The following is a 26,486-nucleotide window of genomic DNA, read 5'->3' on the forward strand; positions in this document are numbered from 1 at the left end:
TGGAATTGCCATGACTGCCAGCTTCGTCCATCTGCGCCTGCACACCGAGTTTTCCCTGGTCGATGGCCTGGTGCGGGTCAAACCGCTGGTCAAGGCCGTGGCCGGTGCTGGCATGCCAGCCGTGGCGGTCACCGACATGAGCAACATGTGCTCGCTGGTGAAGTTCTACAAGACCGCCATGGGTGCCGGCATCAAGCCGATCTGCGGCGCTGACATCTGGCTGGCCAGCCCGGACGAAGATGGCCCGCTGTCGCGCCTGACCCTGCTGGCGATGACTGCCCAGGGCTACCGCAACATCACCGAGTTGATTTCCCGTGGCTGGGCAGAGGGCCAGGACAACGGCCTGGTGATCATCCAGCGCGACTGGGTCAAGGAAGCCGCCGAAGGCGTGATCGCCCTGTCTGGCGGGCGCGAGGGCGAGGTGGGCATGGCCCTGCTGGCCGGCGAGCAGGGGCGGGCAGAGGCTTTGCTCGACGAGTGGATGGCGGTGTTCCCCGAGCGCTTCTATCTGGAAGTGCAGCGTACCAATCGAGTCAACGACGAGGAGCACTTGCACGCCGCCGTCGACCTGGCCGCACGCACCGGTGTGCCGCTGGTCGCCACCAACGATGTGCGCTTCCTCAAGCCGGGCGACTTCGAGGCCCACGAGACCCGCGTCTGCATCGGTGAGAGTCGCACCCTCGACGACTCGCGTCGTCCGCGCAACTACTCCGAGGAGCAGTACCTCAAGTCGCCGGAGGAAATGGCCGAGCTGTTCGCCGATCTGCCCGAAGCGCTGGAAAACACGGTGGAGATCGCCAAGCGCTGCAACATCGATGTGCAACTGGGCAAGTACTTCCTCCCGGACTTCCCCACGCCCAACGGCATGGGTATCGACGACTACCTGCGTCACGCCTCCTTCGAGGGCCTGGAGGAGCGCCTGGCCGTGCTCTGGCCGAAGGACACCACGCCCAACTACGAAGAGAAGCGCCAGGTCTACGTCGACCGCCTGAACTTCGAGCTCGACATCATCATCCAGATGGGCTTCCCCGGTTACTTCCTCATCGTGATGGACTTCATCAAGTGGGCGAAGAACAACGATGTGCCGGTCGGCCCGGGCCGGGGTTCAGGCGCCGGCTCGCTGGTGGCTTACGTACTGAAGATCACCGACCTTGACCCGCTGGCCTATGACCTGCTGTTCGAGCGTTTCCTCAACCCCGAACGCGTATCCATGCCCGACTTCGACGTCGACTTCTGCATGGACGGCCGCGACCGGGTGATCGACTACGTGGCCGACAAGTACGGCCGCAACGCGGTGAGCCAGATCATCACCTTCGGCTCCATGGCGGCCAAGGCGGTGGTACGCGACGTGGCACGGGTACAGGGCAAGTCCTACGGCCTGGCCGATCGTCTGTCGAAGATGATTCCCTTCGAGGTCGGCATGACCCTGGAGGCGGCCTACGAGCAGGAAGAAGTGCTGCGCGACTTCCTCAAGGTCGACGAGGAAGCCCAGGAAATCTGGGACATGGCCCTCAAGCTCGAAGGTGTGGTGCGTGGTACCGGCAAGCACGCCGGTGGTGTGGTGATCGCACCGACCAAGCTGACCGACTTCGCGCCAACCTCCTGCGATGAAGAAGGCGGCGGCCTGGTTACCCAGTTCGACAAGGACGACGTGGAGGCGGCCGGCCTGGTGAAGTTCGACTTCCTCGGCCTGCGGACTCTGACCATCATCAAGTGGGCGATGGAGACCATCCACCGCATCCAGAAGCGCGACGGTGCTGCAGATGAAGAGCTGATCAACATCGACTTCATCCCGCTGGATGACAAACCGACCTACGCGATGCTGCAGAAGGCCGAGACCACGGCCGTGTTCCAGCTCGAATCCCGCGGCATGAAGGAGCTGATCAAGAAGCTCAAGCCGGATTGCCTGGAAGACATGATCGCACTGGTGGCGCTGTTCCGCCCCGGCCCGCTGCAGTCGGGCATGGTGGATGACTTCATCAACCGCAAGCACGGTCGCGAGCCGCTGTCCTACCCGCACCAGGACTACCAGTACGCTGGTCTGGAGCCGGTGCTCAAGCCCACCTACGGCATCATCCTGTACCAGGAACAGGTGATGCAGATCGCCCAGGTAATGGCGGGCTACACCCTCGGCGGCGCCGACATGCTGCGCCGAGCCATGGGTAAGAAGAAGCCCGAGGAGATGGCCAAGCAGCGTGGCGGTTTCATCGAAGGCTGCGTGAGCAACAACATCGACGCGAACCTGGCCGGCAACATCTTCGACCTGGTGGAAAAGTTCGCCGGCTACGGCTTCAACAAATCCCACTCCGCCGCCTACGGTCTGGTTTCCTACCAGACCGCCTGGCTCAAGGCGCACTACCCGGCGCCGTTCATGGCAGCGGTACTGTCGGCGGATATGCACAACACCGACAAGGTGGTAATCCTCATCGAGGAATGCCGCAACATGAAGCTGCGCCTCGACGCGCCGGACGTAAACACCTCGGAGTTCAAGTTCACCGTCAATGACGATGGCCGCATCGTCTACGGCCTGGGCGCAGTGAAGGGCGTCGGCGAGGGACCGGTGGAGGCCATCGTCGAGTGCCGTGCCGAGGGCGGTCCGTTCAAGGATCTGTTCGACTTCTGTAACCGCGTCGATCTCAAGCGCATCAACAAGCGCACCCTGGAGGCGCTGGTGCGCTCCGGCGCGCTGGATCGCCTGGGTCCCTACTACCAGGACGAACTCAAGGCCTACCAGGCCAGCGTCGACCTCAACCGTGCCGTGTTGCTGGCTGCGATGGAGGAGGCGGTACAGGCCGCCGAGCAGACCGCGCGCAGCCACGACAGCGGCCATATGGACCTGTTCGGCGGCGTGTTCGCCGAGCCGGAGGCGGATCTCTACATCAACCACCGCAATGCCCGCGAGCTGTCGATCAAGGAACGCCTCAAGGGCGAGAAGGACACCCTTGGCCTGTACCTCACCGGCCACCCGATCGACGAGTACGAGGGCGAAGTGCGTCGTTTCGCCCGCCAGCGCATCGTCGAGTTGCGTGCGGCCCGCGACACCCAGACCATCGCCGGCCTGATCGTGGCCCTGCGAGTGATGAAGAACAAGAAAGGCGACAAGATGGGCTTCATCACCCTCGATGACCGCTCCGGCCGCATCGAAGCCTCGTTGTTCGCTGATGCCTTCGCCAGCGCCCAGGCGCTACTGCAGACCGACGCCCTGGTGGTGGTCGAGGGCGAGGTGAGCAACGACGAGTTCTCCGGTGGCCTGCGCCTGCGCGCCAAGCGGGTGATGAGCCTGGAGGAGGCGCGTACCGGCCTGGCCGAGAGTCTGCGCATTCGTGTTGGCCATGAGGCGCTGGGCGGTGATCGCCTGCGCTGGCTGGGTGAGCTGTTCGGCAAGCACAAGGGCGCCTGCCCGCTGACCCTCGACTACAGCGGCAGCGATGCCAAGGCGGTGCTGCAATTCGGCGAGCGCTGGTGTATCGACCCGGCGGACAACCTGATCCAGGCCCTGCGTGACCAGTTCGGCAAAGACAACGTCTTCCTCCAATACCGCTGAGGGGCAGGCCGCAGGTCTACCTCCTCGGCCTCGACCCTGGGCGTCTTATCCCTTAAGGTAGGACGCCAGATGGAACCAGCCGCCCGGCCTTTCGGCCGCCGACGCAAGACGGACGCCTATGAACCCGAATTTCCTCGACTTCGAACAGCCGATCGCCGACCTGCAAGCCAAGATCGAAGAGCTGCGCCTGGTCGGTAACGACAATGCGCTGAACATCAGCGACGAGATCGCCCGCCTGCAAGACAAGAGCAGCGACCTGACCAAGAGCATCTTCGGCAACCTCAGCAGCTGGCAGATCTCGCAGCTGTCGCGTCACCCGCGCCGCCCCTACACCCTGGACTACATCGAACACATCTTCACCGAGTTCGACGAACTGCACGGCGACCGTCACTTTTCCGATGACGCTGCCATCGTCGGCGGTACTGCCCGTCTGGACGATCAGCCGGTGATGATCATCGGCCACCAGAAGGGCCGCGAAGTACGCGAGAAGGTGCGCCGCAACTTCGGCATGCCGCGCCCCGAGGGCTACCGCAAGGCCTGCCGCCTGATGGAGATGGCCGAGCGCTTCAAGCTGCCGATCCTGACCTTCATCGATACCCCGGGCGCCTATCCGGGCATCGACGCCGAAGAGCGTAACCAGAGCGAGGCCATCGCCTGGAACCTGCGCGTGATGTCGCGCCTGAAGACCCCGATCATCGCCACCGTGATCGGTGAGGGTGGTTCCGGCGGTGCGCTGGCCATCGGTGTGTGCGACCAGCTGAACATGCTGCAGTACTCGACCTACTCGGTGATCTCGCCGGAAGGCTGCGCCTCGATCCTGTGGAAAACTGCCGAGAAGGCGCCGGATGCGGCCGAGGCCATGGGCATCACCGCCGAGCGTCTGAAGGGTCTGGGTATCGTCGACAAGGTGATCGCTGAGCCGCTGGGCGGTGCGCATCGCGAGCCGGCGACTGCCGCCCAGTCGATTCGTGCTGAGCTGCTCGAGCAACTCGACATGCTGCGCAAGCTTGACGACGCCAAGCTGCTGGAGCGCCGTTACGAGCGCCTGATGAGCTACGGCATCGCCTGATTGGTGTCATGCATCCACAACGGGCCTTCGGGCCCGTTGTTGTTTAAGCTGGCGGCATGACTGCGCTCGAAACCTCTCTGCTCGATTCCTTGTCGCCCTGGCGTGACGCTCCTGCCTGGTATGTCGCCCTGTCCGGCGGATTGGATTCGACCGTTCTGCTGCACCTGCTGGCGCGCCTGCGCGAGCGGCAGGCGCTGCCGCCGCTGTTCGCTATTCATGTCCATCATGGCCTGCAGGCCGCCGCCGATGCCTGGCCGGCGCACTGCCAATCCTTCTGCGACCAGTTGGGTGTGCCGCTGCATATCGAGCGGGTGCAGGTGGACAGTGGTGCCAGTCTCGAGCGCGCCGCACGGGAGGCGCGCTATCGAGCGTTCGAGCGCAGGTTGGAGGCGGGCGCGCTGCTGCTGACCGCCCAGCATCGTGACGATCAGGCTGAAACCTTGTTGTTCCGTCTACTGCGCGGCGCTGGCGTGCGTGGCCTGGCGGGTATGTCTCTGAGTCGGTCGTTCGGCTCCGGCTGGCTGGTGCGTCCATTGCTGCAGGCTTCGCGCGGCGAGTTGGAGGCCTACGCCAGGCAGCACGATCTGAATTGGGTGGAGGATCCCTCCAACGCCGACACCGGACTGGCGCGCAACTTCCTGCGTCGTGATGTGCTGCCGCTTCTGACTCGGCATTGGCCCCAGGTAGGCGCGAGCCTGGCGCGTACCGCTGGGCACATGCGCGAGGCTGAACAACTGCTCGGCGAGTTGGCCGAGGTGGATCTTGCTGCTGCACGAGCCGAGCATGCCCATGCCTGGCTGGGGCTGCCTTCCTTGGCGCTGGCTCCGCTACGAGGCCTCTCGGCCGCGCGCCAGCGCAACTTGTTGCGTCACTGGCTGGCGCCGCTGACGCGGATGCCGGACAGCGAGCATTGGGCCGGCTGGGGAAGCCTGCGCGATGCGGCGGTCGATGCCGCTCCGCTCTGGAGTCTCGAGGGTGGAGAGCTGCGGCGCGCCGACGAGCGGTTGTGGTGGTTGTCCGGCGATTGGTTGCAGGCGCTGCCAGAGCCCGCTGACTGGGGCGATCCGCAGCAGCCATGCGATTTGGCCGGCAATGGTCGGGTGTTCATGCGGGGAGTCGCTCCGGATGGCCCTCTGCAGCTGCGTTATCGCCACGGTGGCGAGGTCATGGCGCTGGCCGGGCGCGGGCATCGCGATCTCAAGCGTCTGCTCAACGAGCGTGCGCTGCCGGCCTTCGTGCGTGGTCGCCTGCCATTGCTCTACCGGGGCGATGAGCTGATCGCGGTGGCCAACCTGGCAGGTCTTGATGGCCCTCCGTCGGCAGAGTGGCGTTTCTGCTGGCAGCCTCCGACCAACGCACAAGGTTTGAGCTGAAAGGGCCTTTCCGGTAGACTACGCTCCCGTCTTATTACTGCTTCTGTGGGCTCCCTTGGAACCCGCAGGGCGTTGCTTATTTCAGGTCGGCATTGGCCGTCCTGCGCTTTCTTCCCGGCGGCGCTGACCGCTTGAACACAGACTTCTAGGATTTTTCATGACGCGCTACATCTTCGTCACGGGTGGTGTTGTTTCTTCATTGGGGAAAGGCATCGCCTCGGCTTCCTTGGCAGCCATCCTGGAGGCGCGGGGCCTGAAGGTCACCATGCTCAAGCTGGATCCCTACATCAACGTCGATCCGGGCACCATGAGCCCGTTCCAGCACGGTGAGGTATTCGTCACCAAGGACGGCGCCGAGACCGACCTCGACCTGGGCCACTACGAGCGGTTCATCCGCACTACCATGACCCAGGACAACAACTTCACCACCGGCCGTGTCTACGAGCACGTGCTGCGCAAGGAGCGCCGTGGTGACTACCTGGGCGCCACCATCCAGGTGATCCCGCACATTACCGACGAGATCAAGCGCCGCATCATCAAGGGCGCCGGCGATGCCGACGTGGCCATGGTCGAGATCGGCGGCACCGTGGGTGACATCGAGTCGCAGCCGTTCCTCGAGGCCGCTCGTCAGCTGCGCGTGGAGGTGGGCGCCAAGCGCGCCATGTTCATGCACCTGACCCTGGTGCCGTACATCGCCACCGCCGGTGAGACCAAGACCAAGCCGACCCAGCACTCGGTCAAGGAACTGCGCTCCATCGGCGTGCAGCCGGACGTGCTGGTGTGCCGCTCCGATCACGAGATCGACCTGTCCTCGCGTCGCAAGATCGCCCTGTTCACCAACGTGGAAGAGCGCGCGGTCATCGCCCTGGAAGACGTCGACACCATCTACAAGATTCCGTCGGTACTGCATGCCCAGGGCCTGGACGACATCGTCGTCGAGCGCTTCGGCCTGCAATGTGGCCCGGCCGACCTCTCCGAATGGGACCGCGTGGTAGATGCCAAGCTGAACCCGGAGAAGGAAGTCACCATCGCCATGGTCGGCAAGTACATGGAGCTGCTGGATGCGTACAAGTCGCTGATCGAGGCGATGAACCACGCCGGCATCGAGAACCGTACCAAGGTCAAGCTGCGCTATATCGACTCCGAGGAGATCGAGAACGAAGGCACTGCCAAGCTGGAGGGCGTCGACGCCATCCTGGTTCCTGGCGGCTTCGGTCTGCGTGGCGTGGAAGGCAAGATCAAGACCGTGCAATACGCCCGTGAGAACAAGATCCCCTACCTGGGCATCTGCCTCGGCATGCAGGTCGCGGTGATCGAGTACGCCCGTAACGTGCTGGGCTGGGCCGACGCCAACTCCACCGAATTCGACCAGAACAGCGGCCACCCGGTCGTCGGTCTGATCACCGAATGGCAAGACGCCACTGGCGCCACCGAGATCCGTACCGATGCCTCCGACCTCGGCGGTACCATGCGCCTGGGCGCCCAGGACTGCCAGCTGATCGCCGGTTCCAACGTACGCGAGTGCTACGGCAAGGACGTGATCGTCGAGCGCCACCGCCACCGTTACGAGGTCAACAACAACCTGCTGCCGCAGCTGGAACAGGCGGGCCTGAAGGTCAGCGGTCGTTCCGCCGACGGTGCGCTGGTCGAAGTGGTCGAGGCGCCGGATCATCCGTGGTTCGTCGCTTGCCAGTTCCACCCGGAATTCACCTCTACTCCGCGCGACGGACACCCGCTGTTCAGCGGCTTCGTCAAGGCCGCGTTGAAACAGGCCGGCAAGGCGTAAGGAACGAGCATGGCGCAGAAGATCATCAAGGTCGGTGGCATCGAGATCGCCAACGACAAGCCGTTCGTCCTGTTCGGCGGCATCAACGTGCTGGAATCGCGCGATCTGGCCATGCAGGCCTGCGAAGAGTACGTGCGGGTCACCGAGAAGCTCGGCATTCCCTACGTGTTCAAGGCCAGCTTCGACAAGGCCAACCGCTCGTCCATCACCTCCTTCCGCGGCCCGGGCCTGGAAGAGGGCATGAAGATCTTCGAGGAAGTGAAGAAGACCTTCGGCGTGCCGGTGATCACCGACGTGCATGAGCCGCACCAGGCCGCTCCGGTGGCCGAGGTGTGCGACATCATCCAGCTGCCGGCCTTCCTTTCGCGGCAGACCGACCTGGTAGTGGCCATGGCCAAGACCGGCGCGGTGATCAACATCAAGAAGGCCCAGTTCCTCGCCCCGCAGGAGATGAAACACATCCTGCGCAAGTGCGAGGAGGCCGGTAACGACCAGTTGATCCTCTGCGAGCGTGGCTCCTCCTTCGGTTACAACAACCTGGTGGTGGACATGCTCGGCTTCGGCATCATGAAGTCGTTCGAATACCCGGTGTTCTTCGACGTGACCCATGCCCTGCAGATGCCGGGTGGTCGTGCCGATTCCGCAGGTGGCCGTCGTGCCCAGGTCACCGACCTGGCCAAGGCCGGCATGAGCCAAGGCCTGGCTGGTCTGTTCCTCGAGGCCCATCCGGAGCCGGAGCAGGCCAAGTGCGATGGTCCGTGCGCCCTGCGTCTGAACAAGCTGGAGCCCTTCCTCACCCAGCTCAAGCAGATGGATGATCTGGTGAAGAGTTTCCCGCCGATTGAGACTGCCTGATCAGGCAATTCTCCGGTAAAGTGCGCGCCCGTTGGCCGTGACCGGCAGGCATTCTCTCTCGTAAACATTTGGAGTGTTATACGCGATGGCTAAAATCGTCGATATCAAGGGTCGCGAGGTTCTCGACTCCCGTGGCAACCCCACTGTTGAAGCCGATGTGATCCTCGAAGGCGGCATTGTCGGTAGCGCCTGTGCACCGTCCGGTGCGTCCACTGGCTCGCGCGAAGCGCTGGAGCTGCGTGATGGCGACAAGAGCCGTTACCTCGGCAAGGGCGTGCTCAAGGCCGTGGCCAACATCAACGGTCCGATTCGTGACCTGCTGCTGGGCAAAGACGCCATCGATCAGAAGGCCCTCGACCTGGCCATGATCGACCTCGATGGCACCGAGAACAAAGGCAAGCTGGGCGCCAACGCCATCCTCGCCGTGTCCCTGGCTGCCGCCAAGGCCGCTGCCCAGGCCAAGGGCGTGCCGCTGTACGCGCACATCGCCGACCTGAACGGCACCCCGGGCGTCTACTCCATGCCGGTACCGATGATGAACATCATCAACGGCGGCGAGCATGCCGATAACAACGTCGATATCCAGGAGTTCATGGTTCAGCCGGTTGGCGCCAAGACCTTCTCCGACGCACTGCGCATGGGCACCGAGATCTTCCATCACCTGAAAGCCGTGCTGAAGGCCCGTGGCCTGAGCACCTCCGTCGGTGACGAAGGCGGTTTCGCGCCGAACCTGGCCTCCAACGAAGACGCCCTGGCTGCCATCGCCGAGGCCGTGGCCAACGCCGGCTACAAGCTGGGCACCGACGTGACCCTGGCCCTGGACTGCGCTTCCTCCGAGTTCTTCGAAGATGGCAAGTACGACCTGGCCGGCGAAGGCCAAGTGTTCAGCGCCGAAGGCTTCGCCGACTACCTGGCCGGCCTGACCCAGCGCTACCCGATCATCTCCATCGAAGACGGCATGGACGAGTCCGACTGGGCTGGCTGGAAAGTCCTGACCGACAAGATCGGCGAGAAGGTACAGCTGGTTGGCGACGACCTGTTCGTGACCAATACCAAGATTCTCAAGCGCGGTATCGAAGAGAAGATCGGCAACTCGATCCTGATCAAGTTCAACCAGATTGGCTCGCTGACCGAGACCCTGGAAGCCATCCAGATGGCCAAGGCTGCCGGCTTCACCGCCGTCATCTCGCACCGCTCCGGTGAGACCGAGGACAGCACCATCGCCGACCTGGCCGTAGGCACCGCCGCTGGCCAGATCAAGACCGGTTCCCTGTGCCGTTCCGACCGCGTCTCCAAGTACAACCAGCTGCTGCGCATCGAAGAGCAGCTCGGCGGAAAGGCTCCCTACAAGGGCCGCGCCGAGTTCCGCGGCTAAGCCGGGAATGGTAAAAGGGCAGCGCAAGCTGCCCTTTTCGTATGGATACTCGCGTTCCCATGTCTAACAAAGCGCCCTACTGGCTGTTCGTCGCGCTCGTGCTGGTTCTGGCCGGCCTGCAGTACCGCCTGTGGGTGGGTGACGGAAGCCTGGCCCAGGTCACCGAGCTGAAGCGGCAGATTGCCGATCAGCAGGGCGAGAACGAGCGCCTGCTCGAGCGCAACCGTATCCTCGAGGCCGAGGTGCTGGAGTTGAAGAAGGGCATGGAGACCGTCGAGGAGCGTGCACGTCACGAGCTCGGCATGGTCAAGGAAGGCGAAACCCTCTACCAGCTGGCCGAATGAATACTCCCGCGACACCTTCCTTCTGGGTGGTGATTCCCGCCGCCGGTATCGGCTCGCGCATGCGTGCCGACCGCCCCAAACAGTATCTGCAACTGGCCGGGCGAACCATTCTCGAACATACCCTCCACTGTTTCCTCGATCATCCGCAGCTCAGGGGCCTGGTGCTCAGCCTGGCGGCGGACGATCCCTGGTGGCCGACGCTGCCCTGCGCCGGTGATGCCCGCATCCAGCGCACCGAGGGCGGTGCCGAGCGCGCCGACTCGGTGCTGGCCGGCCTGCTGCGTCTGCTCGATCTGGGCGCGCAGCCGGACGACTGGGTGCTGGTGCACGATGCCGCGCGGCCCAATCTGGCGCGCAGTGATCTCGACCTGCTGCTGCAGGAGCTGGCCGACGATCCGGTTGGTGGCCTGCTGGCCGTCCCCGCGCGCGATACGCTCAAGCGAGTCGGCGCTGATGGTCGGGTCGCGGAGACCGTGGATCGCAGCCTGATCTGGCAGGCGTACACGCCGCAAATGTTCCGTCTCGCCGCCCTGCATCGGGCATTGGCCGATGCGTTGGTGGCCGATGTGGCGGTGACCGACGAGGCCTCGGCCCTGGAGTGGGTCGGGCAGTCGCCGAGGCTGGTGGAGGGTAGGGCGGACAACCTGAAGATTACCCGCCCCGAAGACCTGGAATGGCTGCGCCAGCGCTGGGCGCACAAGGTCTGATCACGCCCTGGCGATGAGAGTAGCTGCGGGTGATTCACTTGCAGCTACTGCCGGCTCCGTTGGGGTCTACACCCTGAACTGATTGATCAACCGTCGCTGCTGCTCGGCCAGCTTGGTCAGCTCGGCGCTCGCCTGGCTGGCCTCGTCGGCGCCACCGGCCACCTCGCCGGCCACCTGGCCGATATTGGTGACGTTGCGGTTGATGTCCTCGGCCACCGCGCTCTGTTCCTCGGCGGCACTGGCGATCTGGGTGTTCATGTCGTTGATCACCGATACCGCCTGGGTGATCGATTCCAGCGCCTCGGCAGCGATCTGCGCCTGCTGCACGCTGTCGTCGGTACGCGCCTGGCTCTGCTCCATCACGTTAACCACCTCGCGGGTGCCGTTCTGCAGCTGCTGGATCATGCTCTGGATCTCTTCGGTGGCCTGTTGGGTCTTCTGCGCGAGATTGCGCACCTCGTCGGCTACCACGGCGAAGCCGCGGCCCTGCTCGCCGGCGCGCGCTGCCTCGATGGCGGCGTTGAGGGCCAGCAGGTTGGTCTGCTCGGCGATGCCGCGGATCGCCACCAGAATGGCGTTGATGTTCTCGCTGTCCCGCGCCAGGGTCTGCACCACGCCCACGGCGCGGCCGATTTCGCTGGCCAGCCCGGAAATTGCCTTGGCGGTACCCTCGACGATGCGCTTGCCGTCATTGGCTGAGCGGTCGGCGTGGTTGGCGGCTTCGGCCGCCTGGGTGGCGTTGCGTGCCACGTCCTGGGCGGTAGCGCTCATTTCCTGCACGGCGGTAGCGACCTGGTCGATCTCCGCCATCTGTTTCTGCACGCCCTGGTTGGTGCGGATGGCGATGTCGGCGGTGTACTCCGAGGAGTCGCTGACCTTCTGCACCGAGGTCACCACGTCGCGGATCATGCCCTGCAGCTTGCCGAGGAAGGCGTTGAAGCCGCCGGCGATCTGCCCGAGTTCGTCGCTACGGTCGACCTGCAGGCGCACGGTGAGGTCGCCGTCGCCCTTGGCGATATCGTTGAGCATGCCGACCATCTGCCGCAGCGGCCGGGCGATGCCATAGCCGACGAACCAGATCACGACCAGGCCGAGGGCCGCGATCAGAAGCCCCACTACGCTCATGCCGAAGATGTCCTGGTTGCGCTGTTCTGCCAGCTCCTCCTGCAGCTTGATCAGGTCGGCATAAACGGCGCTCTGCGGAAGTTGCAGGAGCAGGGTCCAGCGAGTCTGGGTATCGCCGATGGTGAAGGGCATCAGCAGCTGGATCAGGTCCTTTGCATCGTCTTCGCTGAAGTGGGCCTGGCCTGCCTGCAGGCCCTTCAGATCGCCGAGGTTGCCGATCACCTGTTCGCTGGGCTCGCCGAGCTTTCCAGCGTCCTGAGTGAAGGCCACCAGGCGGCCATTGCTGGAGATCAGCGCCATCTCTCCTGCGCCGTCATAAAGCTGGGCATCGGCGGCTTTCAGCAGCTCCTGGATGAAGTCCAGAGCCAGGTCGGCACCGACTACACCGCGAAATTGTCCGTTGACTAGAATTGGTACGTTGAACGACGCCATCATCACCATCTTGCCATCCATCTCATACGGGGCCGGGTCGATGATGCAGGTGCCCTTGGTCTCCCTCGGGCACAGGTAGTACTCCCCGGCGCGCACGCCAGTAGGTAGCAGCTTGGGATTCTCCATGTCGGAGCCCAGGGGCTCCACGGAAGGTTGGCCATTCTTGCGGTACCACCAGGGCATGAATCGGCCGCTGTCGTCATAGCCGGGCTGATTGGCGTACAGGTTGTCGTCCTGGTCGAAGGCGTTGGGCTCCCAGCCAACATAGACGTCGAGCAGCTTGGGATTCTTAACCACGGCGTTGCGCAGCAGGTTGTTCAGCTCCTCGCGGCTTATGCCAAACAGGGCGGAGCCGCTTGCATCGGTCTCGCCCATCAGAGCGTTTGTCTGGGCGATGTTCCCGGCCACCGCCAGTGGGTATTCCAGTTCGCGCTGGATCTGACTGACCTGTGCCTGTGCCAGGGTCTTCAGGCGATCTTCGATGATGTGCGTGAGCAGGCCTTCGGTCTGCTCACGCACGGTTTGCTGGGTCCGGGCTCCCGAGAACAGCGAGTACAGCACCAACGCCACGACGACTGCCAGCACGCTGGCACCTGCGAGGAACGCGACGGAAAGCTGGATGGACTTGAATCGCATAGGGACTCCACTCGGTCGGGTTGTACCTGTCCCTGGCTTATCGGCTCTGCTGTGCAAAAGCATTAGCGCCTCTGCAACTAGCAAAGATGGCCGACGGTCAGAGTGCAAGCGGGAGCATTGTCCCGCGACGCCGGGCGCCATAGCATACGTCGCCTGCATTTCCCGGAGATCTGATATGCACCCCCTGTTTCGTCTGACCGCCCTGGCCGGTCTCTCCCTGCTGACCGCCTGCCAGTCGGTGAACACCACCAGCGGTGGCGCCGTGGGTGTGGAGCGCAAGCAGTACATGTTCAGCATGCTGTCGGCCCAGGAGGTGGACAGCATGTATTCGCAGGCCTATCAGCAGACGCTCAGCGAGGCGTCGAGCAAGGGCGTGCTGGACAAGAACAGCAAGAACGCCAAGCGCGTCCAGGCTATCGCCAAGCGCTTGATCGCCCAGGCCCCGGTGTTCCGCGCCGATGCTGCGCAGTGGGACTGGCAGGTCAACCTGATCGACAGCGAAGAGCTCAATGCCAACTGCGGCCCCGGCGGCAAGATCATCGTCTATAGCGGGCTGATCGAGCAGCTGCAGCTGAGCGACGCCGAGCTGGCCGCGGTGATGGGCCACGAGATCGCCCACGCCCTGCGCGAACACAGCCGCGAGGCCATGTCCAAGGCCTACGGCACGCAGATGGCGACCCAGGTGGGGGCGGCGCTGCTGGGGCTGGGAGAGGCTGGCAAGCAGATGGCCGATACCGGCGTGGAATACCTGATGACCCTGCCCAACAGCCGCTCCAACGAGAACGAGGCCGACATCATCGGCCTGGAGCTATCGGCGCGCGCGGGCTACGACCCGAACGCGGCGATCAGCCTGTGGCAGAAGATGAGCAAGGCCGGTGGCGGCGCACCGCCGGAGTTCATGAGCACTCACCCGTCGTCGAACAGCCGCATTGCCGCGCTGCAGGCGGCTATCCCGAAGGTGATGCCGCTCTACGAGCAGGCCAGGAAGTAACGAAAGAAAACGGCGCCTGAGGGCGCCGTTGTCATTTCAGGGCAGGGCCTTCTCGGCGAAGGGACGGGTCTCCAGGCCCAGTTGGGCGCGGAAGCTCTCCATGTCGAACATGGTGCAGATCTCGCGGATATCGCCATTCGGCGCCAGGGTCCAGAAGGCCATGGCCGAGATGCTCAGCACCTTGTCGCTGGGCGGGTAGCCCAGGGCTGGTTTCTCGATGGTGCCGATCAGGGTGCTCCAGGTGACGACCTTGTTGCCCTCGGCCAGGCACTCTTCGACCACCACCTCGAGCTCGGGCATGGCCAGGCGTATCTCCTGGACCATCTGGGCGAAGGCGGTGCTGTTCAGCGGGCGGCCGAGGAACGAACTCTTGTAGAGGAAGTCAGGGCTGTGCATCTGCTCGGCGAGCGCCAGGCGACCCTTGTTCCAGGTCAGGTCGATGTGCTGGCGCACACGCTTCTTGAGGTCTTCCAGTGACATCTTGTGCTCCTTGCATGCTGGTACTGCGCAATCCGTTGCACAGATTACCAGCCGCCTGCCGGTTGGCAGAGCCCCCGGGCGAAGCCGGCTCCTGCGTCGAGCGTTATAGCCCGACGCCGAAACCCAGTGCCTGACAGGTTGCGTACACGGCCAGGGCGGCGAAGGCGAGGGCGGCCAGGCGACGAATGAGCGTCAGCGGCAGACGGTCGGCAGCGAAGTTGCCGGCCAGCACCACCGGCACGTTGGCGACCAGCATGCCCAGGGTGGTGCCGATCACCACCATGACGAAGTCCGGGTACTGCGCTGCCAGCATCACGGTGGCGATCTGGGTCTTGTCGCCCATTTCGGCGAGGAAGAAGGCGATCAGCGTGGTGAGGAAGGGGCCGAAGCGCTTGAGGTGCGATTCTTCGTCATCGTCCAGCTTGTCCGGCACCAGGGTCCACAGAGCCACGGCGGCGAAGCAGGCGGCGAGGATCCAGCTCAGGGTGGTCGGGGAGAAGAAGCCGGCGACCCAGTTGCCCACGGCGCCTGCGGCGAAATGATTGGCCAGGGTGGCGACGACGATGCCCCAGATGATTGGCCAGGGCTTGCGGAAGCGTGCGGCGAGGAGCAGGGCGAGCAGCTGCGTCTTGTCACCGATTTCGGCGAGAGCAACGATTCCGGTGGGGACGAACAGGGATTCCAACATCAGGCGTTCCTACAGGGGCGGGTTTGACTGTTCTATGACACGTACTACCTCCCCGCCCCGGGTTGAGGTGTGCGTGTCATAGGTCTTGTCAAACCCCAGGCCGCGCGGGCCTTGGGTCGCATGCGCCATGCTCTGCTGAGCAAGTGTGTTGACGCACGCCGGGTGAGCTGGCGCTCACGGGAGACTACTCCCCTAGGACGGCGCGCATTGTGCCCAAAGCGCGCCGGGGAGGCAACCTCACTCGTCGGTCGGGCGCACATCCATCTCGCGGTAGGCGACCAGGCGGCTGCCGTTCTTCAGGCGGTAGCCGAACCAGATGGCGAGGAACAGCGGCAGGCTGATGTAGGTGGCGATCAGGCCGGCCCAGTCGATCTCATGGGCGATGAACGCCTGGTAGTTCTGCCCCAGGGTGATGACCAGGCACAGGCTGAAGGCGAACAGCGGGCCGAAGGGGAACAGCTTGGCCCGGTAGGGCAAGTCTTCCAGGCGCCCGCCCTGGGCCAGGTAGCCTTTGCGGAAGCGGTAGTGGGACACGGCGATGCCCAGCCAGGCGATGAAACCGCACATGCCCGAGGTGTTGAGCAGCCAGGTGTACAGGGTGCTGTCGCCGACGATGGAGGTGAAGAAGCACAGCGCGCCGACCAGGGTGGTGGCGTACAGCGCATTGCGCGGCACACCGCTGGCGGACAGGCTGGCGAACAGGCGCGGCGCCTTGCCCTGCTTGGCCAGGTTGTAGAGCATGCGGGTCGAGGCGTACATGCCCGAGTTGCCGGCCGAGAGGATGGCGGTGAGGATCACCGCGTTCATCACGCTGGCCGCGGCGGCGAAGCCGGCACGTTCGAACAGCAGGGTGAAGGGCGACACGCTGATGTCGCTGGCATCGTTCTGCAGCAGGCTGGGGTCGGTGTAGGGGATCAGCATGCCGATCACGAAGATCGCCAGGATGTAGAACATCAGGATGCGCCAGAACACCTGGCGGATGGCGATGGGGATGTTCTTGCGCGGGTTCTCCGACTCGCCGGCGGCGATGCCGATCAGCTCGGTACCCTGGAACGAGAAGCCGGCGATCATCGCTACCCCGACCATGGCCTGCAGGCCGCCGACGAAGGGTGCGTCACCCGTGGTGAAGTTGCTGAAGCCGGGGGATTCGATACCGCCCATGATGCCGAGGATGGTGGCCAGGCCGATGCCGATGAACACCACGACGGCCACCACCTTGATCAGGGCGAACCAGAACTCGCTCTCGCCGAAGCCCTTCACCGAGACGAAGTTGAGCAGGAACATCAGGCCGAGGAACAGTGCGCTCCAGTAGATGCCCGGCACTTCCGGCAGCCAGAAGCTCATGATCAGCTGCGCCGCGACCAGCTCGGCGGCGATGGTCACCGCCCAGTTGTACCAGTAGTTCCAGCCCTGGGCGAAGCCGAAGCCTTCGTCGACGAAGCGGCTGCCGTAGGTGCTGAACGAGCCCGATACCGGCATGTGTGCGGCCATCTCACCGAGGCTGGTCATCAGGAAGTACACCATCACCCCGATCAGTGCGTAGGCCAGCAGCGCTCCGCCCGGCCCGGCCGTGGCCACCGTGGCGCCGGAGGCGACGAACAGGCCGGTGCCGATCGAGCCGCCGATGGCGATCATGTTCAGGTGCCGCGGCTTCAGCGAGCGCTGCAGATGAGGCTGGTTGGTGCTGGGTGTATCGGTCACAAAAGGGCTCCGGGGCGGTCCACGAAGGTGGCCGCCTGAGTATGGTCGAGGATGGGGGATCAGCCGCGGCGGGCGCTGTAGATGCGGAAACCGTCGCCTTCGCTAAGGGTCTTGCAGGGCCCCAGGTGCTGTTCGATCAGCGGCGGGTACTTGAGGAAGCTGTTGGCCACCAGGCGCAGCTCGCCGCCTTTGTTCAGGTGGCGAGCGGCCTCGCGCAGCAGGTGCTCGCTGGCCTGGTAGTCGGTATGCACGCCGGTGTGGAACGGCGGGTTGCTGACGATGGCGGCGAGGCCTGCGGGGGCTGCATCGATACCGTCACCGGCGATCACCTCGGCTTCCAGTCCGTTGGCGGCGAGGGTCAGGCGGCTGCTCTCGACGGCGAAGGCATCGACGTCGAGCAGGGTCAGCTGGCTCTGCGGATAACGGCGCTTGAGCGTGGCACCGAGGATGCCGGCGCCGCAGCCGAAGTCGAGCAGATGGCCCTGTGGCAGGCCGTCCAGCTGTTCCAGCAGCAGGGCACTGCCGCGGTCCAGGCGGCCGTGGCTGAACACGCCGGGTAGGCTCAGGACCTGCAGCGGACCGTCGGCCAGCGGCAGCTCGAAGCGCTGGGCGAGGGCATGTAGGTCGGGCGCTTCCGGTGCGTTGTCCACCGTGACCTGCCACAGCTGGCAGTGGCGCGCGCTGTCCAGCTTGCGCGGCTTGCCATAGGTGCTCAGCTGCTTGGCGGCGCGCTCGATGCCGCCGCGTTTCTCGCCGACCAGGTACAGCTCGCGGCCGGCCAGGCGCGCAGCCAGGGCCTGCAGCAGGTAGTCGGCAAGCTCGCGGGACTTGGGCAGGAACAGCACGGCGCTGTCGAAGGCTGCGTCGGGAGCCCGAGTGCCGAAGCGGCTGCGGCCGGCGAAGCGTGCTTCCAGGGTGTTCTGCTCGCCGGCGTGCCAGCTCCAGCCATGGGCGCGCGGCAGCTGGCCGAGCAGGTCGTCGGCCGGCAGGCCGGCCAGCAGCAGGTCGCCCTGGAACAGCTCGGCCTGGCGCAACAGCACCTCGCTTCGTGGGTCCATGGCGATCTCCGGGTCAAAAAAGCTGCGTAGTTTACCCGCTGACCACGCGGATGGGGGCGCCGGAGAAGAACGCGTGAGCATTCTCCGACAGTTGGCCGACAATGCGCTGGCGGGCTTCGCGGCTGCCCCAGGCGTTGTGCGGGGTGATGATCAGGCGCGGGATGTCCGGCGCCAGCAGCGGGTTGCCGTTACGCGGCGGCTCCTCGCTGAGCACGTCGAACGCCGCGCCGCCCAGGTGGCCGGCGCGCAGTGCGTCGGCCAGGGCCTGCTCGTCGACCAGGCCGCCACGGGCGGTGTTGAGCAGCAGGGCATGGGGCTGCAGCAGGGCCAGCTCGGCGGCGCCGATCAGGTTGCGGGTCTGCTCGTTGAGCGGGCAGTGCAGGCTGAGGGCGTCGACCTGCGGCAGCAGCTCGCTCAGCGCCAGGCGGTCGGCGCGGGCGGGGCGGCCGGGCAGGGCGCCATACAGCACGCGCATGCCGAGGGCTTCGGCCAGGCGGGCGAAGGCGCCGCCCAGCTCTCCGTGACCGAGGATGCCGAGGGTCTTGCCCTGCAGCTCGATGATCGGGAAGTCCAGCAGGCAGAACTGGCTGGAGCGTTGCCAGGCGCCGTCGCGGACCGCCGCCTGGTAATCGGGCAGGCGAGTGGCCAGGGCGAGCAGCAACAGCAGCGCGTGCTGGGCGACCGAGGCGGTGCCGTAGCCCTGGCAGTTGGCCACGGTGATGCTGTGTTCGCGGGCGGCGGCCAGGTCAACGTTGTTGGTGCCGGTGGCGGAAACCAGGATCAGTTTCAGCTCGGGGCAGGCGGCCAGAGTGGCGGCGCTCAGGTGCACCTTGTTGCTGATCGCCACCTGGGCGCCTTGTAGGCGTTCGGCGACCTGCTCGGCCGTGCAGGTGTCGTGCAGGACCAGCTCGCCGAACATCTGGCGCAGCGGAGCCATGTCGAGATCACCGAGGTCGAGGGAGCTGTGGTCGAGGAAGACCGCGCGGGGGCTATTGCTCATCAGCTGTACCTGTCTGGATGCGTTGCAGTGGCGTAAGGTTGCCAGCCTGTTGTCCTGATTCCCACTATTCGGAGGTCGCATGTACTGGGCGGAGTTTTTGACCGTGGCGCTGATCCACCTGCTGGCCGTGGCCAGTCCGGGGCCGGATTTCGCCATCGTCGTGCGCGAGAGCGTGGCCCATGGCCGCCGCGCGGGCACCTGGACGGCACTGGGCGTGGGTACCGGGATCTTCGTGCATGTGGCCTATTCGCTGCTGGGCATCGGCCTGATCGTGTCGCAGTCGATCGTGCTGTTCAATGCGCTGAAGTGGCTGGCGGCGGCCTACCTGTTCTACATCGGCATCAAGGCCCTGCGTGCCAAGCCGGCGGCGCCGGGCAGCCTGGACGTAGTTGGCGATGGCATCGAGCGCTCGCCGCGTGGCGCCTTCATGACCGGCTTCGTCACCAACGGCCTGAATCCCAAGGCCACGTTGTTCTTCCTCTCGCTGTTTACTGTGGTGATCAACCCGCACACGCCGCTGGCGGTGCAGGCCGGCTACGGCGTGTACCTGGCCTTCGCCACGGCGATCTGGTTCTGCCTGGTGGCACTGCTGTTCAGCCAGCGCCGGGTGCGTGCCGGTTTCGCGCGCATGGGCCACTGGTTCGACCGGCTGATGGGGGCGGTGCTGGTGGGACTGGGGATCAAGCTGGCCTTTACCGAGCTGCGTTGATCAGCCGCCCATAAAAAAGCCCCGCCTAGGCGGGGCTTTTCATTTGCACGCTGCTTACAGCAACTCGATGGCCACGGCAGTGGCTTCGCCGCCGCCGATGCACAGCGAGGCCACACCGCGCTTGCCGCCCTTGTTGCGCAGGGCGTTGATCAGGGTAACGATCAGGCGCGAGCCGGTGGAGCCGACCGGGTGGCCCTGGGCGCAGGCGCCGCCGTAGACGTTGACCTTGGCGTGGTCCAGGCCGTGCTCACGCATGGCCAGCATGGTGACCATGGCGAAGGCCTCGTTGATCTCGTACAGGTCGACGCTGTCCTTGCTCCAGCCGGTCTTCTTGAACAGGTTGCTCATGGCGCCGATCGGCGCGATGGTGAACTCGCTCGGGTCCTGGCTCTGGGTGGCGTGGGCGACGATCCTGGCCAGTGGCTTGAGGCCGCGCTTGGCTGCTTCATCGGCGGTCATCAGAACCAGGGCGCTGGCGCCGTCGGAGATCGAACTGGCGTTGGCGGCGGTGATGGTGCCGTCCTTCTTGAAGGCCGGCTTGAGGCCAGGAATCTTGTCCAGGTTGGCGGTCAGCGGCTGCTCGTCGTCCTTCACAACCACTTCGCCCTTGCGGCTGGTGACGGTGACCGGAACGATCTCGTTGGCCAACTCGCCGCTCTGGATGGCGGCCTGGGCGCGCTTCAGCGACTCGATGGCGTAGGCATCCATCTCTTCGCGGCTAATGCCGTACTTGTCGGCGGTTTCCTGGGCGAAGGAGCCCATCAGGCGGCCAGTGCGGGCATCTTCCAGGCCGTCGAAGAACATGTGGTCCTTGATCTCGCCGTGGCCCATGCGCAGGCCGGTGCGGGCTTTCTCGATGATGTAGGGGGCGTTGGACATGCTTTCCATGCCGCCGGCGACCATCACTTCGTTGCTGCCGGCCTTGAGGGCGTCGAAGGCCTGCATCACGGCTTTCATGCCGGAGCCGCATAGCTTGTTGATGGTGGTGCAACCGGTGGCCGACGGCAGGCCGGCGCCCAGCGAGGCCTGGCGGGCCGGGCCTTGCTTGAGGCCGGCGGGCAGTACGCAGCCCATGATCACTTCCTGCACGTCGGCCGGCGCGATGCCGGCGCGGGCCACGGCCTCGCGGATGGCGATGGCGCCCAGTTCCACGGCGGGTACGCCGGACAGGCTGCCCTGGAAGCCACCCATGGGGGTGCGGGCGCCGCTGACGATGACGATATCGGACATCGGTATTACCTCTGAAGAGTGAAGCCGTAGACGGCAGTTACCGTTCGATTCTACTGCGTGACCGAAAGTGGCCAAAGGGTCACGGGAAAAATCATTCTTTGGATGGATTAAGCCGAAGCCAGAGCGGTTCTAGATTGGCGGCGAAGAAAAAATCCAAGAAAACAGGTCATCGCCATGCTGAATACCCGTGTCATTCCGCCAACCGAAAACGCCAACCAGGCGCCGCTGCTGATCAAGCGTCTGCTGCTCTCCGGCAGCCGCTACGAGAAGACCCGCGAGATCGTCTACCGCGATCTGGTGCGCTACAGCTATGCCACCTTCAACGAGCGCGTGGCGCGTCTGGCCAACGTGCTGACGGCGGCGGGTGTGAAGGCCGGTGACACCGTGGCGGTGATGGACTGGGACAGCCACCGTTACCTGGAATGCATGTTCGCCATCCCGATGATCGGCGCGGTGCTGCATACCATCAACATCCGTCTGTCCGCCGACCAGATCCTCTACACCATGAATCACGCCGAGGACCGTTTCGTGCTGGTCAACAGCGAGTTCCTCTCGCTGTACAAGGCAGTGGAGGGGCAGCTGACCACGGTGGAGAAAACCATCCTGCTCACCGACGGCGCCGAGAAGACTGCCGAGCTGCCCAATCTGGTGGGCGAGTACGAGAGCCTGCTGGCTGCGGCCAGTACCCGCTACGACTTCCCCGATTTCGACGAGAACTCGGTAGCGACCACCTTCTACACCACCGGCACCACAGGCAACCCCAAGGGCGTGTACTTCACCCACCGCCAGCTGGTGCTGCACACCCTGGCCGAGGCCAGCGTGCTCGGCAGCCTGGATAGCGTGCGCCTGCTCGGCACCGATGACGTGTACATGCCGATCACCCCGATGTTCCACGTGCACGCCTGGGGCATTCCCTATGTGGCGACCATGCTCGGGGTCAAGCAGGTCTATCCGGGGCGCTACGATCCGGAGCTGCTGGTGCAGCTGTGGCAGAAAGAGAAGGTCACCTTCTCCCACTGCGTGCCGACCATCCTGCAGATGGTGCTCAACGCCAAGGCGGGGCAGGGCCAGGACTTCGGCGGTTGGAAGATCATCATCGGCGGCAGCGCACTCAACCGTGCCCTGTACGAGGCATCCAAGGCGCGCGGCATCCAGCTCACGGCTGCCTATGGCATGTCCGAGACCTGCCCGCTGATCTCCTGTGCGCACATCAACGAAGAGCTCAAGGCCGGCAGCGAGGGTGAGCAGATCACCTATCGGATCAAGGCCGGCGTGCCCGTGCCGTTGGTGGAGACTGCACTGATGGGGGCGGACGGCCAGCTGTTACCGGCCGATGGCGAGACCCAGGGCGAGCTGGTACTGCGCGCACCCTGGCTGACCATGGGCTACTTCAACGAGCCGCAGAAGAGCGCGGAGCTATGGGAACACGGCTGGCTGCATACCGGCGACGTGGCAACCCTGGACGACTTCGGCTTCATCGATATCCGCGACCGCATCAAGGATGTGATCAAGACCGGTGGCGAGTGGCTGTCGTCGCTGGAGCTGGAAGACCTGATCAGTCGTCACCCGGCCGTGCGCGAAGTGGCGGTGGTCGGTGTTCCCGATCCGCAGTGGGGTGAGCGTCCCTTCGCCCTGCTGGTGCTGCGCGAGGGGCAGAGCCTGGATGCCAAGGGGCTCAAGGAGCACCTCAAGCCCCATGTCGAGCAGGGTTGCATCAACAAGTGGGCGATACCCAGTCAGATCGCGCTTGTTACCGATATTCCCAAAACCAGTGTGGGCAAGCTGGATAAGAAACGAATTCGTCTTGATATCGCCCAGTGGCTGGAGGCGGGAAGCACATTCCTGTCTACGCTCTGAGCCCTGAGGATAGGGCGCATGGCCATTATGCGCCTCATCCGAGCAAACGCTTGGCTTGTTAATTGCTGTCGCGTGGTGAATCTGGCTGGCTCGCTACGCGTGACCGGCCGGTCTAGAGAGGTCGGGGGCTGGAAATCACACTTTAGGGGGATCAAGCCTCGGGGGGTGGTAGCTATAGTCCGCGGCATCCATAACAAAAAAACACATGGAGTAGCGTCGATGACAACCACTAAACCGTTCTGGCGTATGGCCAAGCTGCCGCTGGCAGTCAGCCTTGCCTCAACCCTCGCTGCCCCGGCTTTCGGTGTCACCTTCAACATCGGTGAGATCGAGGGTCAGCTCGACTCTTCCCTGTCTGTTGGTGCCAGCTGGTCGGTACGTGGTGCTGATCCATCTCTGGTCGGTCAGCGTAATGGTGGAGAGGCCTCTTCGCAGACGGGCGATGACGGTCGTCTGAACTTCAAGAAGGGTGAAACCTTCTCGAAGATCTTCAAGGGCATCCATGACCTCGAGCTGAAATACGGCGATACCGGCGTATTCGTTCGTGGCAAGTACTGGTACGACTTCGAGCTGAAGGACGAGCATCGCCAGCTGTACGACATCGATGACCATAACCGTAAAGAGGCCGCTCAAGCCTCTGGTGCACAGCTCCTCGACGCATTCATCTATCACAATTACACAGTTGCCGAGCAGCCGGGTTCGGTTCGCCTGGGCAAGCAGGTAGTGAGCTGGGGTGAGAGCACCTTCATCTTCAACTCCATCAACTCCATCAACCCGGTCGATGTTGCTGCATTCCGTCGTCCAGGCGCCGAGATCAAGGAAGGCCTGATCCCGGTCAACATGTTCTACGTCTCGCAGAGCCTGACCGATAACATCTCTGCCGAGGCCTTCTACCAGCTTGAGTGGGATCAGTCTGTCGTAGATAACTGCGGTACGTTCTTCTCCGTGGACGTTGCTGCCGATGGCTGTACTGATCGCTTAGGTGTACAGGGCTCCGATTTGCGTCCACGCAATGTCTCTGTTCCGGTAACCGATCCTAGTTACAACAACTACACCTACCTTGGTCGCCTGGGTGACAAGGATGCACGTGATAGCGGTCAATGGGGTGTAGCTCTGCGCTGGTTCTCTCCGGAGCTGAACGATACCGAGTTCGGTTTCTACACCATGAACTACCACAGTCGTACTCCGATCCTGTCCTATGTGGCAGGTGATCCAGGGCTGTACGACCTAGATAATCCAGTCACTGGCGAGCTGAGCGGCAAGTACTTCCTGGAGTATCCGGAAGATATTCGTCTGCACGGCATCAGTTTCTCCACCAACGTCGGCTCCACTGCTGTAGCTGGTGAACTGAACTATCGTCCGAACATGCCGATGCAGCTGAACACCACTGATCTCACTGTGGCTTCGGTTGCTCAGGCAGGCCCGCTGATCTGGAACAACAGCCCGATCTATACCAGTGGTCATGCAGCACAAGGTGCTGGTGAAACCATTACCGGTTATGTACGCAAGCCGATGACTCAGGCTCAGGTAACCGTTACTCAGTTCATTGATCAGGTCATGTTTGCCGAGCGACTCACTCTGGTGGGCGAAGTGGGCTACACCCACGTCAGCAATTTGGGCGAGAACGAACTGCGCTTCGGTCGTGCCCCTGAGTACGGCAATGGCGTAATTCCTGATAACAGCCTGTGCCAAGGCTTGCTGAACGGCGCCAACCCGCAGAACTGTGACAACAAAGGCTTCTTCACCAATACATCTTGGGGCTACCGCGCTCGCGCCATCCTCGACTACAACGATGTGTTTGCCGGTGTGAACCTGAAGCCAAACGTGTCCTGGTCTCATGACGTAGATGGCTACAGCCCAACCTTCACCGAGGGCAACAAGGCAATCAGCGTTGGTGTGGATGCTGAGTACCAGAACACCTATACCGCCAGCCTGTCCTACACCGATTACTTCGGTGGTGAATACAACACCAACATCGATCGTGACTTCGTCGCTCTGAGCCTTGGCGTGAACTTCTGACGGATAGGATCATTAGGAACGTATGCAAATGAAAACAACAAAATACATGCTGAAATCCGGTGTTCTGGCTCTCTCGATGCTGGCCACCAGCGTAATGGCTGCCGTTTCCGCCGACGAAGTTGCCAAGCTCGGCGCTACCCTGACCCCGGTCGGTGCCGAGAAGGCCGGTAATGCCGATGGCACCATCCCGGAGTGGACCGGTGGTCTGCCGAAGAATGCTGGCACTGTGGATGATCGTGGCTTCCTGTCCAATCCGTTCCCGAACGAGAAGCCGCTGTTCACCATCACCGCGCAGAACGTTGATCAGTACAAGGACAAGCTGACCCCAGGCCAGCTGGCAATGTTCAAGCGGTACCCGGAAACCTACAAGATGCCGGTGTACACCACCCACCGTTCCGCGGGCCTGCCGCAGAACGTGCTGGATGACGCTAAGTCCAACGCTGCCAACACCAAGCTGGTTGAGGGCGGTAACGGTCTGGAGAACTTCAAGACCGCCAACCCGTTCCCGATTCCGCAGAACGGCTTGGAAGTGGTCTGGAACCAGATCACCCGCTATCGCGGCGGCAGCGTACGTCGTCTGGTGACCCAGGCGACCCCGCAGGCCAACGGCTCGTTCAGCCTGGTGTACTTCCAGGATGAGTTCGTCTTCCCGACCAGTCTGACCGACTACGATCCGAGCAAGCCGAGCAACATCCTGTTCTACTTCAAACAGCGTGTGACCGCTCCGGCGCGTCTGGCTGGTAACGTTCTGCTGGTTCACGAGACCCTGAACCAGGTGAAAGAGCCGCGTCTGGCCTGGCTGTACAACGCTGGTCAGCGTCGCGTACGCCGCGCACCGCAGGTTTCCTACGACGGCCCGGGTACCGCTGCCGACGGCCTGCGTACCTCGGACAACCTGGACATGTACAACGGTGCTCCGGATCGTTACGACTGGAAACTGGTTGGCAAGAAGGAGATCTACATTCCGTACAACTCCTACGACCTCGACTCGCCGAAGCTGAAATACGCCGACGTGATCAAGGCCGGTCACATCAACCAGGATCTGACCCGTTACGAGCTGCACCGCGTATGGCAGGTAACCGCCACCCTCAAGGCCGGCGAGCGCCACATCTACGCCAAGCGCGACATGTACCTCGACGAGGACACCTGGCAGGCTTCGGTGATCGACCACTACGACGGTCGTGGTTCCCTGTGGCGTGTAGCTGAAGCACACTCCCAGTACTACTACGACAAGCAGGTTCCTTGGTACACCCTGGAAACCCTGTACGACGTGATCTCCGGCCGTTACCTGGCCCTGGGTATGAAGAACGAAGAGAAGAAGGCCTACGACTTCGGTTACAAGGCTTCTACCACCGACTTCACCCCGGCTGCCCTGCGTCAGGCTGGCGTGCGTTAATACTCCGCGTTACCCGAGAAAGCCGGCCTTGTGCCGGCTTTTTCGTTTCTGCAGATGGACTGGGCTTCAAATGCTCGGCGTGAGGGGATAGGCTGCGGACATTTCGCGCCT

At 63.7% G+C, this 26,486-nt stretch carries 20 protein-coding genes and 1 riboswitch; of the genes, 13 read left to right on the forward strand and 7 right to left on the reverse strand.

Features of this window, described 5'->3' with window-relative positions; translation table 11 throughout:
* Positions 1 to 10 precede the first annotated feature (10 nt).
* The 8 genes from dnaE (at position 11) to ispD (ending at position 11,053) form a co-directional block, all read left to right on the forward strand.
* Positions 11 to 3,544 (forward strand): DNA polymerase III subunit alpha, encoded by a 3,534-nt coding sequence (gene dnaE, locus PTT45_RS03995; RefSeq protein ID WP_273811643.1) that lies wholly within the window; start codon positions 11 to 13, stop codon positions 3,542 to 3,544.
* A 118-nt stretch (positions 3,545 to 3,662) separates the two neighbouring features.
* Positions 3,663 to 4,613 (forward strand): acetyl-CoA carboxylase carboxyltransferase subunit alpha, encoded by a 951-nt coding sequence (locus PTT45_RS04000; RefSeq protein WP_273811644.1) that lies wholly within the window; start codon positions 3,663 to 3,665, stop codon positions 4,611 to 4,613.
* Between the two features lie 56 nt (positions 4,614 to 4,669).
* Positions 4,670 to 5,986 carry a tRNA lysidine(34) synthetase TilS gene (gene tilS / locus PTT45_RS04005; RefSeq protein WP_273811645.1) on the forward strand — a complete coding sequence of 439 codons (1,317 nt, stop codon included), beginning with the start codon at positions 4,670 to 4,672 and terminating at the stop codon, positions 5,984 to 5,986.
* A gap of 157 nt (positions 5,987 to 6,143) precedes the next feature.
* A complete protein-coding gene (locus PTT45_RS04010; protein ID WP_273811646.1) occupies positions 6,144 to 7,772 on the forward strand; it encodes a CTP synthase in 1,629 nt (542 codons plus the stop codon).
* A gap of 9 nt (positions 7,773 to 7,781) precedes the next feature.
* Entirely contained in the window at positions 7,782 to 8,627 is an 846-nt protein-coding gene (kdsA, locus tag PTT45_RS04015) for a 3-deoxy-8-phosphooctulonate synthase (protein WP_192316396.1), read from the forward strand.
* An 85-nt stretch (positions 8,628 to 8,712) separates the two neighbouring features.
* Positions 8,713 to 10,002, forward strand: a complete 1,290-nt coding sequence (gene eno / locus PTT45_RS04020; RefSeq protein ID WP_273811647.1) for a phosphopyruvate hydratase — start codon at positions 8,713 to 8,715, stop codon at positions 10,000 to 10,002.
* Between the two features lie 59 nt (positions 10,003 to 10,061).
* Positions 10,062 to 10,346: a cell division protein FtsB gene (gene ftsB, locus PTT45_RS04025; protein WP_273811648.1), complete on the forward strand. Its 285-nt coding sequence runs from the start codon at positions 10,062 to 10,064 to the stop codon at positions 10,344 to 10,346.
* On the forward strand, positions 10,343 to 11,053 hold the full coding sequence (ispD, locus tag PTT45_RS04030; protein ID WP_273811649.1) for a 2-C-methyl-D-erythritol 4-phosphate cytidylyltransferase: 711 nt from the start codon (positions 10,343 to 10,345) through the stop codon (positions 11,051 to 11,053). The genes ftsB and ispD overlap by 4 nt, the downstream gene beginning before the upstream one ends.
* A gap of 66 nt (positions 11,054 to 11,119) precedes the next feature.
* Here ispD and PTT45_RS04035 read toward each other — a convergent pair whose 3' ends face one another.
* A complete protein-coding gene (locus PTT45_RS04035) occupies positions 11,120 to 13,246 on the reverse strand; it encodes a methyl-accepting chemotaxis protein (RefSeq protein ID WP_273811650.1) in 2,127 nt (708 codons plus the stop codon).
* 175 nt (positions 13,247 to 13,421) lie between these two features.
* Between PTT45_RS04035 and PTT45_RS04040 the strand changes: the two genes are divergently transcribed.
* Positions 13,422 to 14,237 (forward strand): M48 family metallopeptidase, encoded by an 816-nt coding sequence (locus PTT45_RS04040; RefSeq protein ID WP_273811651.1) that lies wholly within the window; start codon positions 13,422 to 13,424, stop codon positions 14,235 to 14,237.
* A 36-nt stretch (positions 14,238 to 14,273) separates the two neighbouring features.
* Here the strand turns inward: PTT45_RS04040 and PTT45_RS04045 are convergent, their stop codons facing one another.
* From PTT45_RS04045 to PTT45_RS04065, 5 genes are all read right to left on the reverse strand, one after another.
* A complete protein-coding gene (locus tag PTT45_RS04045; RefSeq protein WP_273811652.1) occupies positions 14,274 to 14,717 on the reverse strand; it encodes an ester cyclase in 444 nt (147 codons plus the stop codon).
* A gap of 103 nt (positions 14,718 to 14,820) precedes the next feature.
* Complete coding sequence (locus PTT45_RS04050; protein WP_273811781.1) at positions 14,821 to 15,402, reverse strand: TMEM165/GDT1 family protein; 582 nt, start codon at positions 15,400 to 15,402, stop codon at positions 14,821 to 14,823.
* 93 nt (positions 15,403 to 15,495) lie between these two features.
* A riboswitch (yybP-ykoY riboswitch) is annotated at positions 15,496 to 15,610 on the reverse strand.
* Between the two features lie 32 nt (positions 15,611 to 15,642).
* Positions 15,643 to 17,106 carry an amino acid permease gene (locus tag PTT45_RS04055; protein WP_273811653.1) on the reverse strand — a complete coding sequence of 488 codons (1,464 nt, stop codon included), beginning with the start codon at positions 17,104 to 17,106 and terminating at the stop codon, positions 15,643 to 15,645.
* 59 nt (positions 17,107 to 17,165) lie between these two features.
* Positions 17,166 to 18,164, reverse strand: a complete 999-nt coding sequence (locus PTT45_RS04060) for a methyltransferase (protein WP_273811654.1) — start codon at positions 18,162 to 18,164, stop codon at positions 17,166 to 17,168.
* Positions 18,165 to 18,195: 31 nt separating this feature from the next.
* Positions 18,196 to 19,164, reverse strand: coding sequence for a 2-hydroxyacid dehydrogenase (locus PTT45_RS04065; RefSeq protein ID WP_273811655.1), 969 nt, complete (start codon positions 19,162 to 19,164; stop codon positions 18,196 to 18,198).
* Positions 19,165 to 19,243: 79 nt separating this feature from the next.
* Here PTT45_RS04065 and PTT45_RS04070 point away from each other — a divergent pair, with 79 nt between their 5' ends.
* Positions 19,244 to 19,873, forward strand: coding sequence for a LysE family transporter (locus PTT45_RS04070; protein ID WP_273811656.1), 630 nt, complete (start codon positions 19,244 to 19,246; stop codon positions 19,871 to 19,873).
* 54 nt (positions 19,874 to 19,927) lie between these two features.
* On the opposite strand, the gene PTT45_RS04075 is transcribed toward PTT45_RS04070, so the two are convergent.
* Positions 19,928 to 21,103, reverse strand: a complete 1,176-nt coding sequence (locus PTT45_RS04075; protein ID WP_273811657.1) for a thiolase family protein — start codon at positions 21,101 to 21,103, stop codon at positions 19,928 to 19,930.
* 174 nt (positions 21,104 to 21,277) lie between these two features.
* Between PTT45_RS04075 and PTT45_RS04080 the strand changes: the two genes are divergently transcribed.
* From PTT45_RS04080 to PTT45_RS04090, 3 genes are all read left to right on the forward strand, one after another.
* Positions 21,278 to 22,960, forward strand: coding sequence for a fatty acid--CoA ligase (locus PTT45_RS04080; RefSeq protein ID WP_273811658.1), 1,683 nt, complete (start codon positions 21,278 to 21,280; stop codon positions 22,958 to 22,960).
* 219 nt (positions 22,961 to 23,179) lie between these two features.
* A complete protein-coding gene (locus PTT45_RS04085; protein ID WP_443218146.1) occupies positions 23,180 to 24,979 on the forward strand; it encodes a DUF1302 domain-containing protein in 1,800 nt (599 codons plus the stop codon).
* Positions 24,980 to 25,007: 28 nt separating this feature from the next.
* On the forward strand, positions 25,008 to 26,375 hold the full coding sequence (locus PTT45_RS04090; protein WP_273811659.1) for a DUF1329 domain-containing protein: 1,368 nt from the start codon (positions 25,008 to 25,010) through the stop codon (positions 26,373 to 26,375).
* Positions 26,376 to 26,486 lie beyond the last annotated feature (111 nt).

This window comes from Pseudomonas sp. Gutcm_11s (genome assembly GCF_028649395.1).
Taxonomy (GTDB): domain Bacteria; phylum Pseudomonadota; class Gammaproteobacteria; order Pseudomonadales; family Pseudomonadaceae; genus Aquipseudomonas.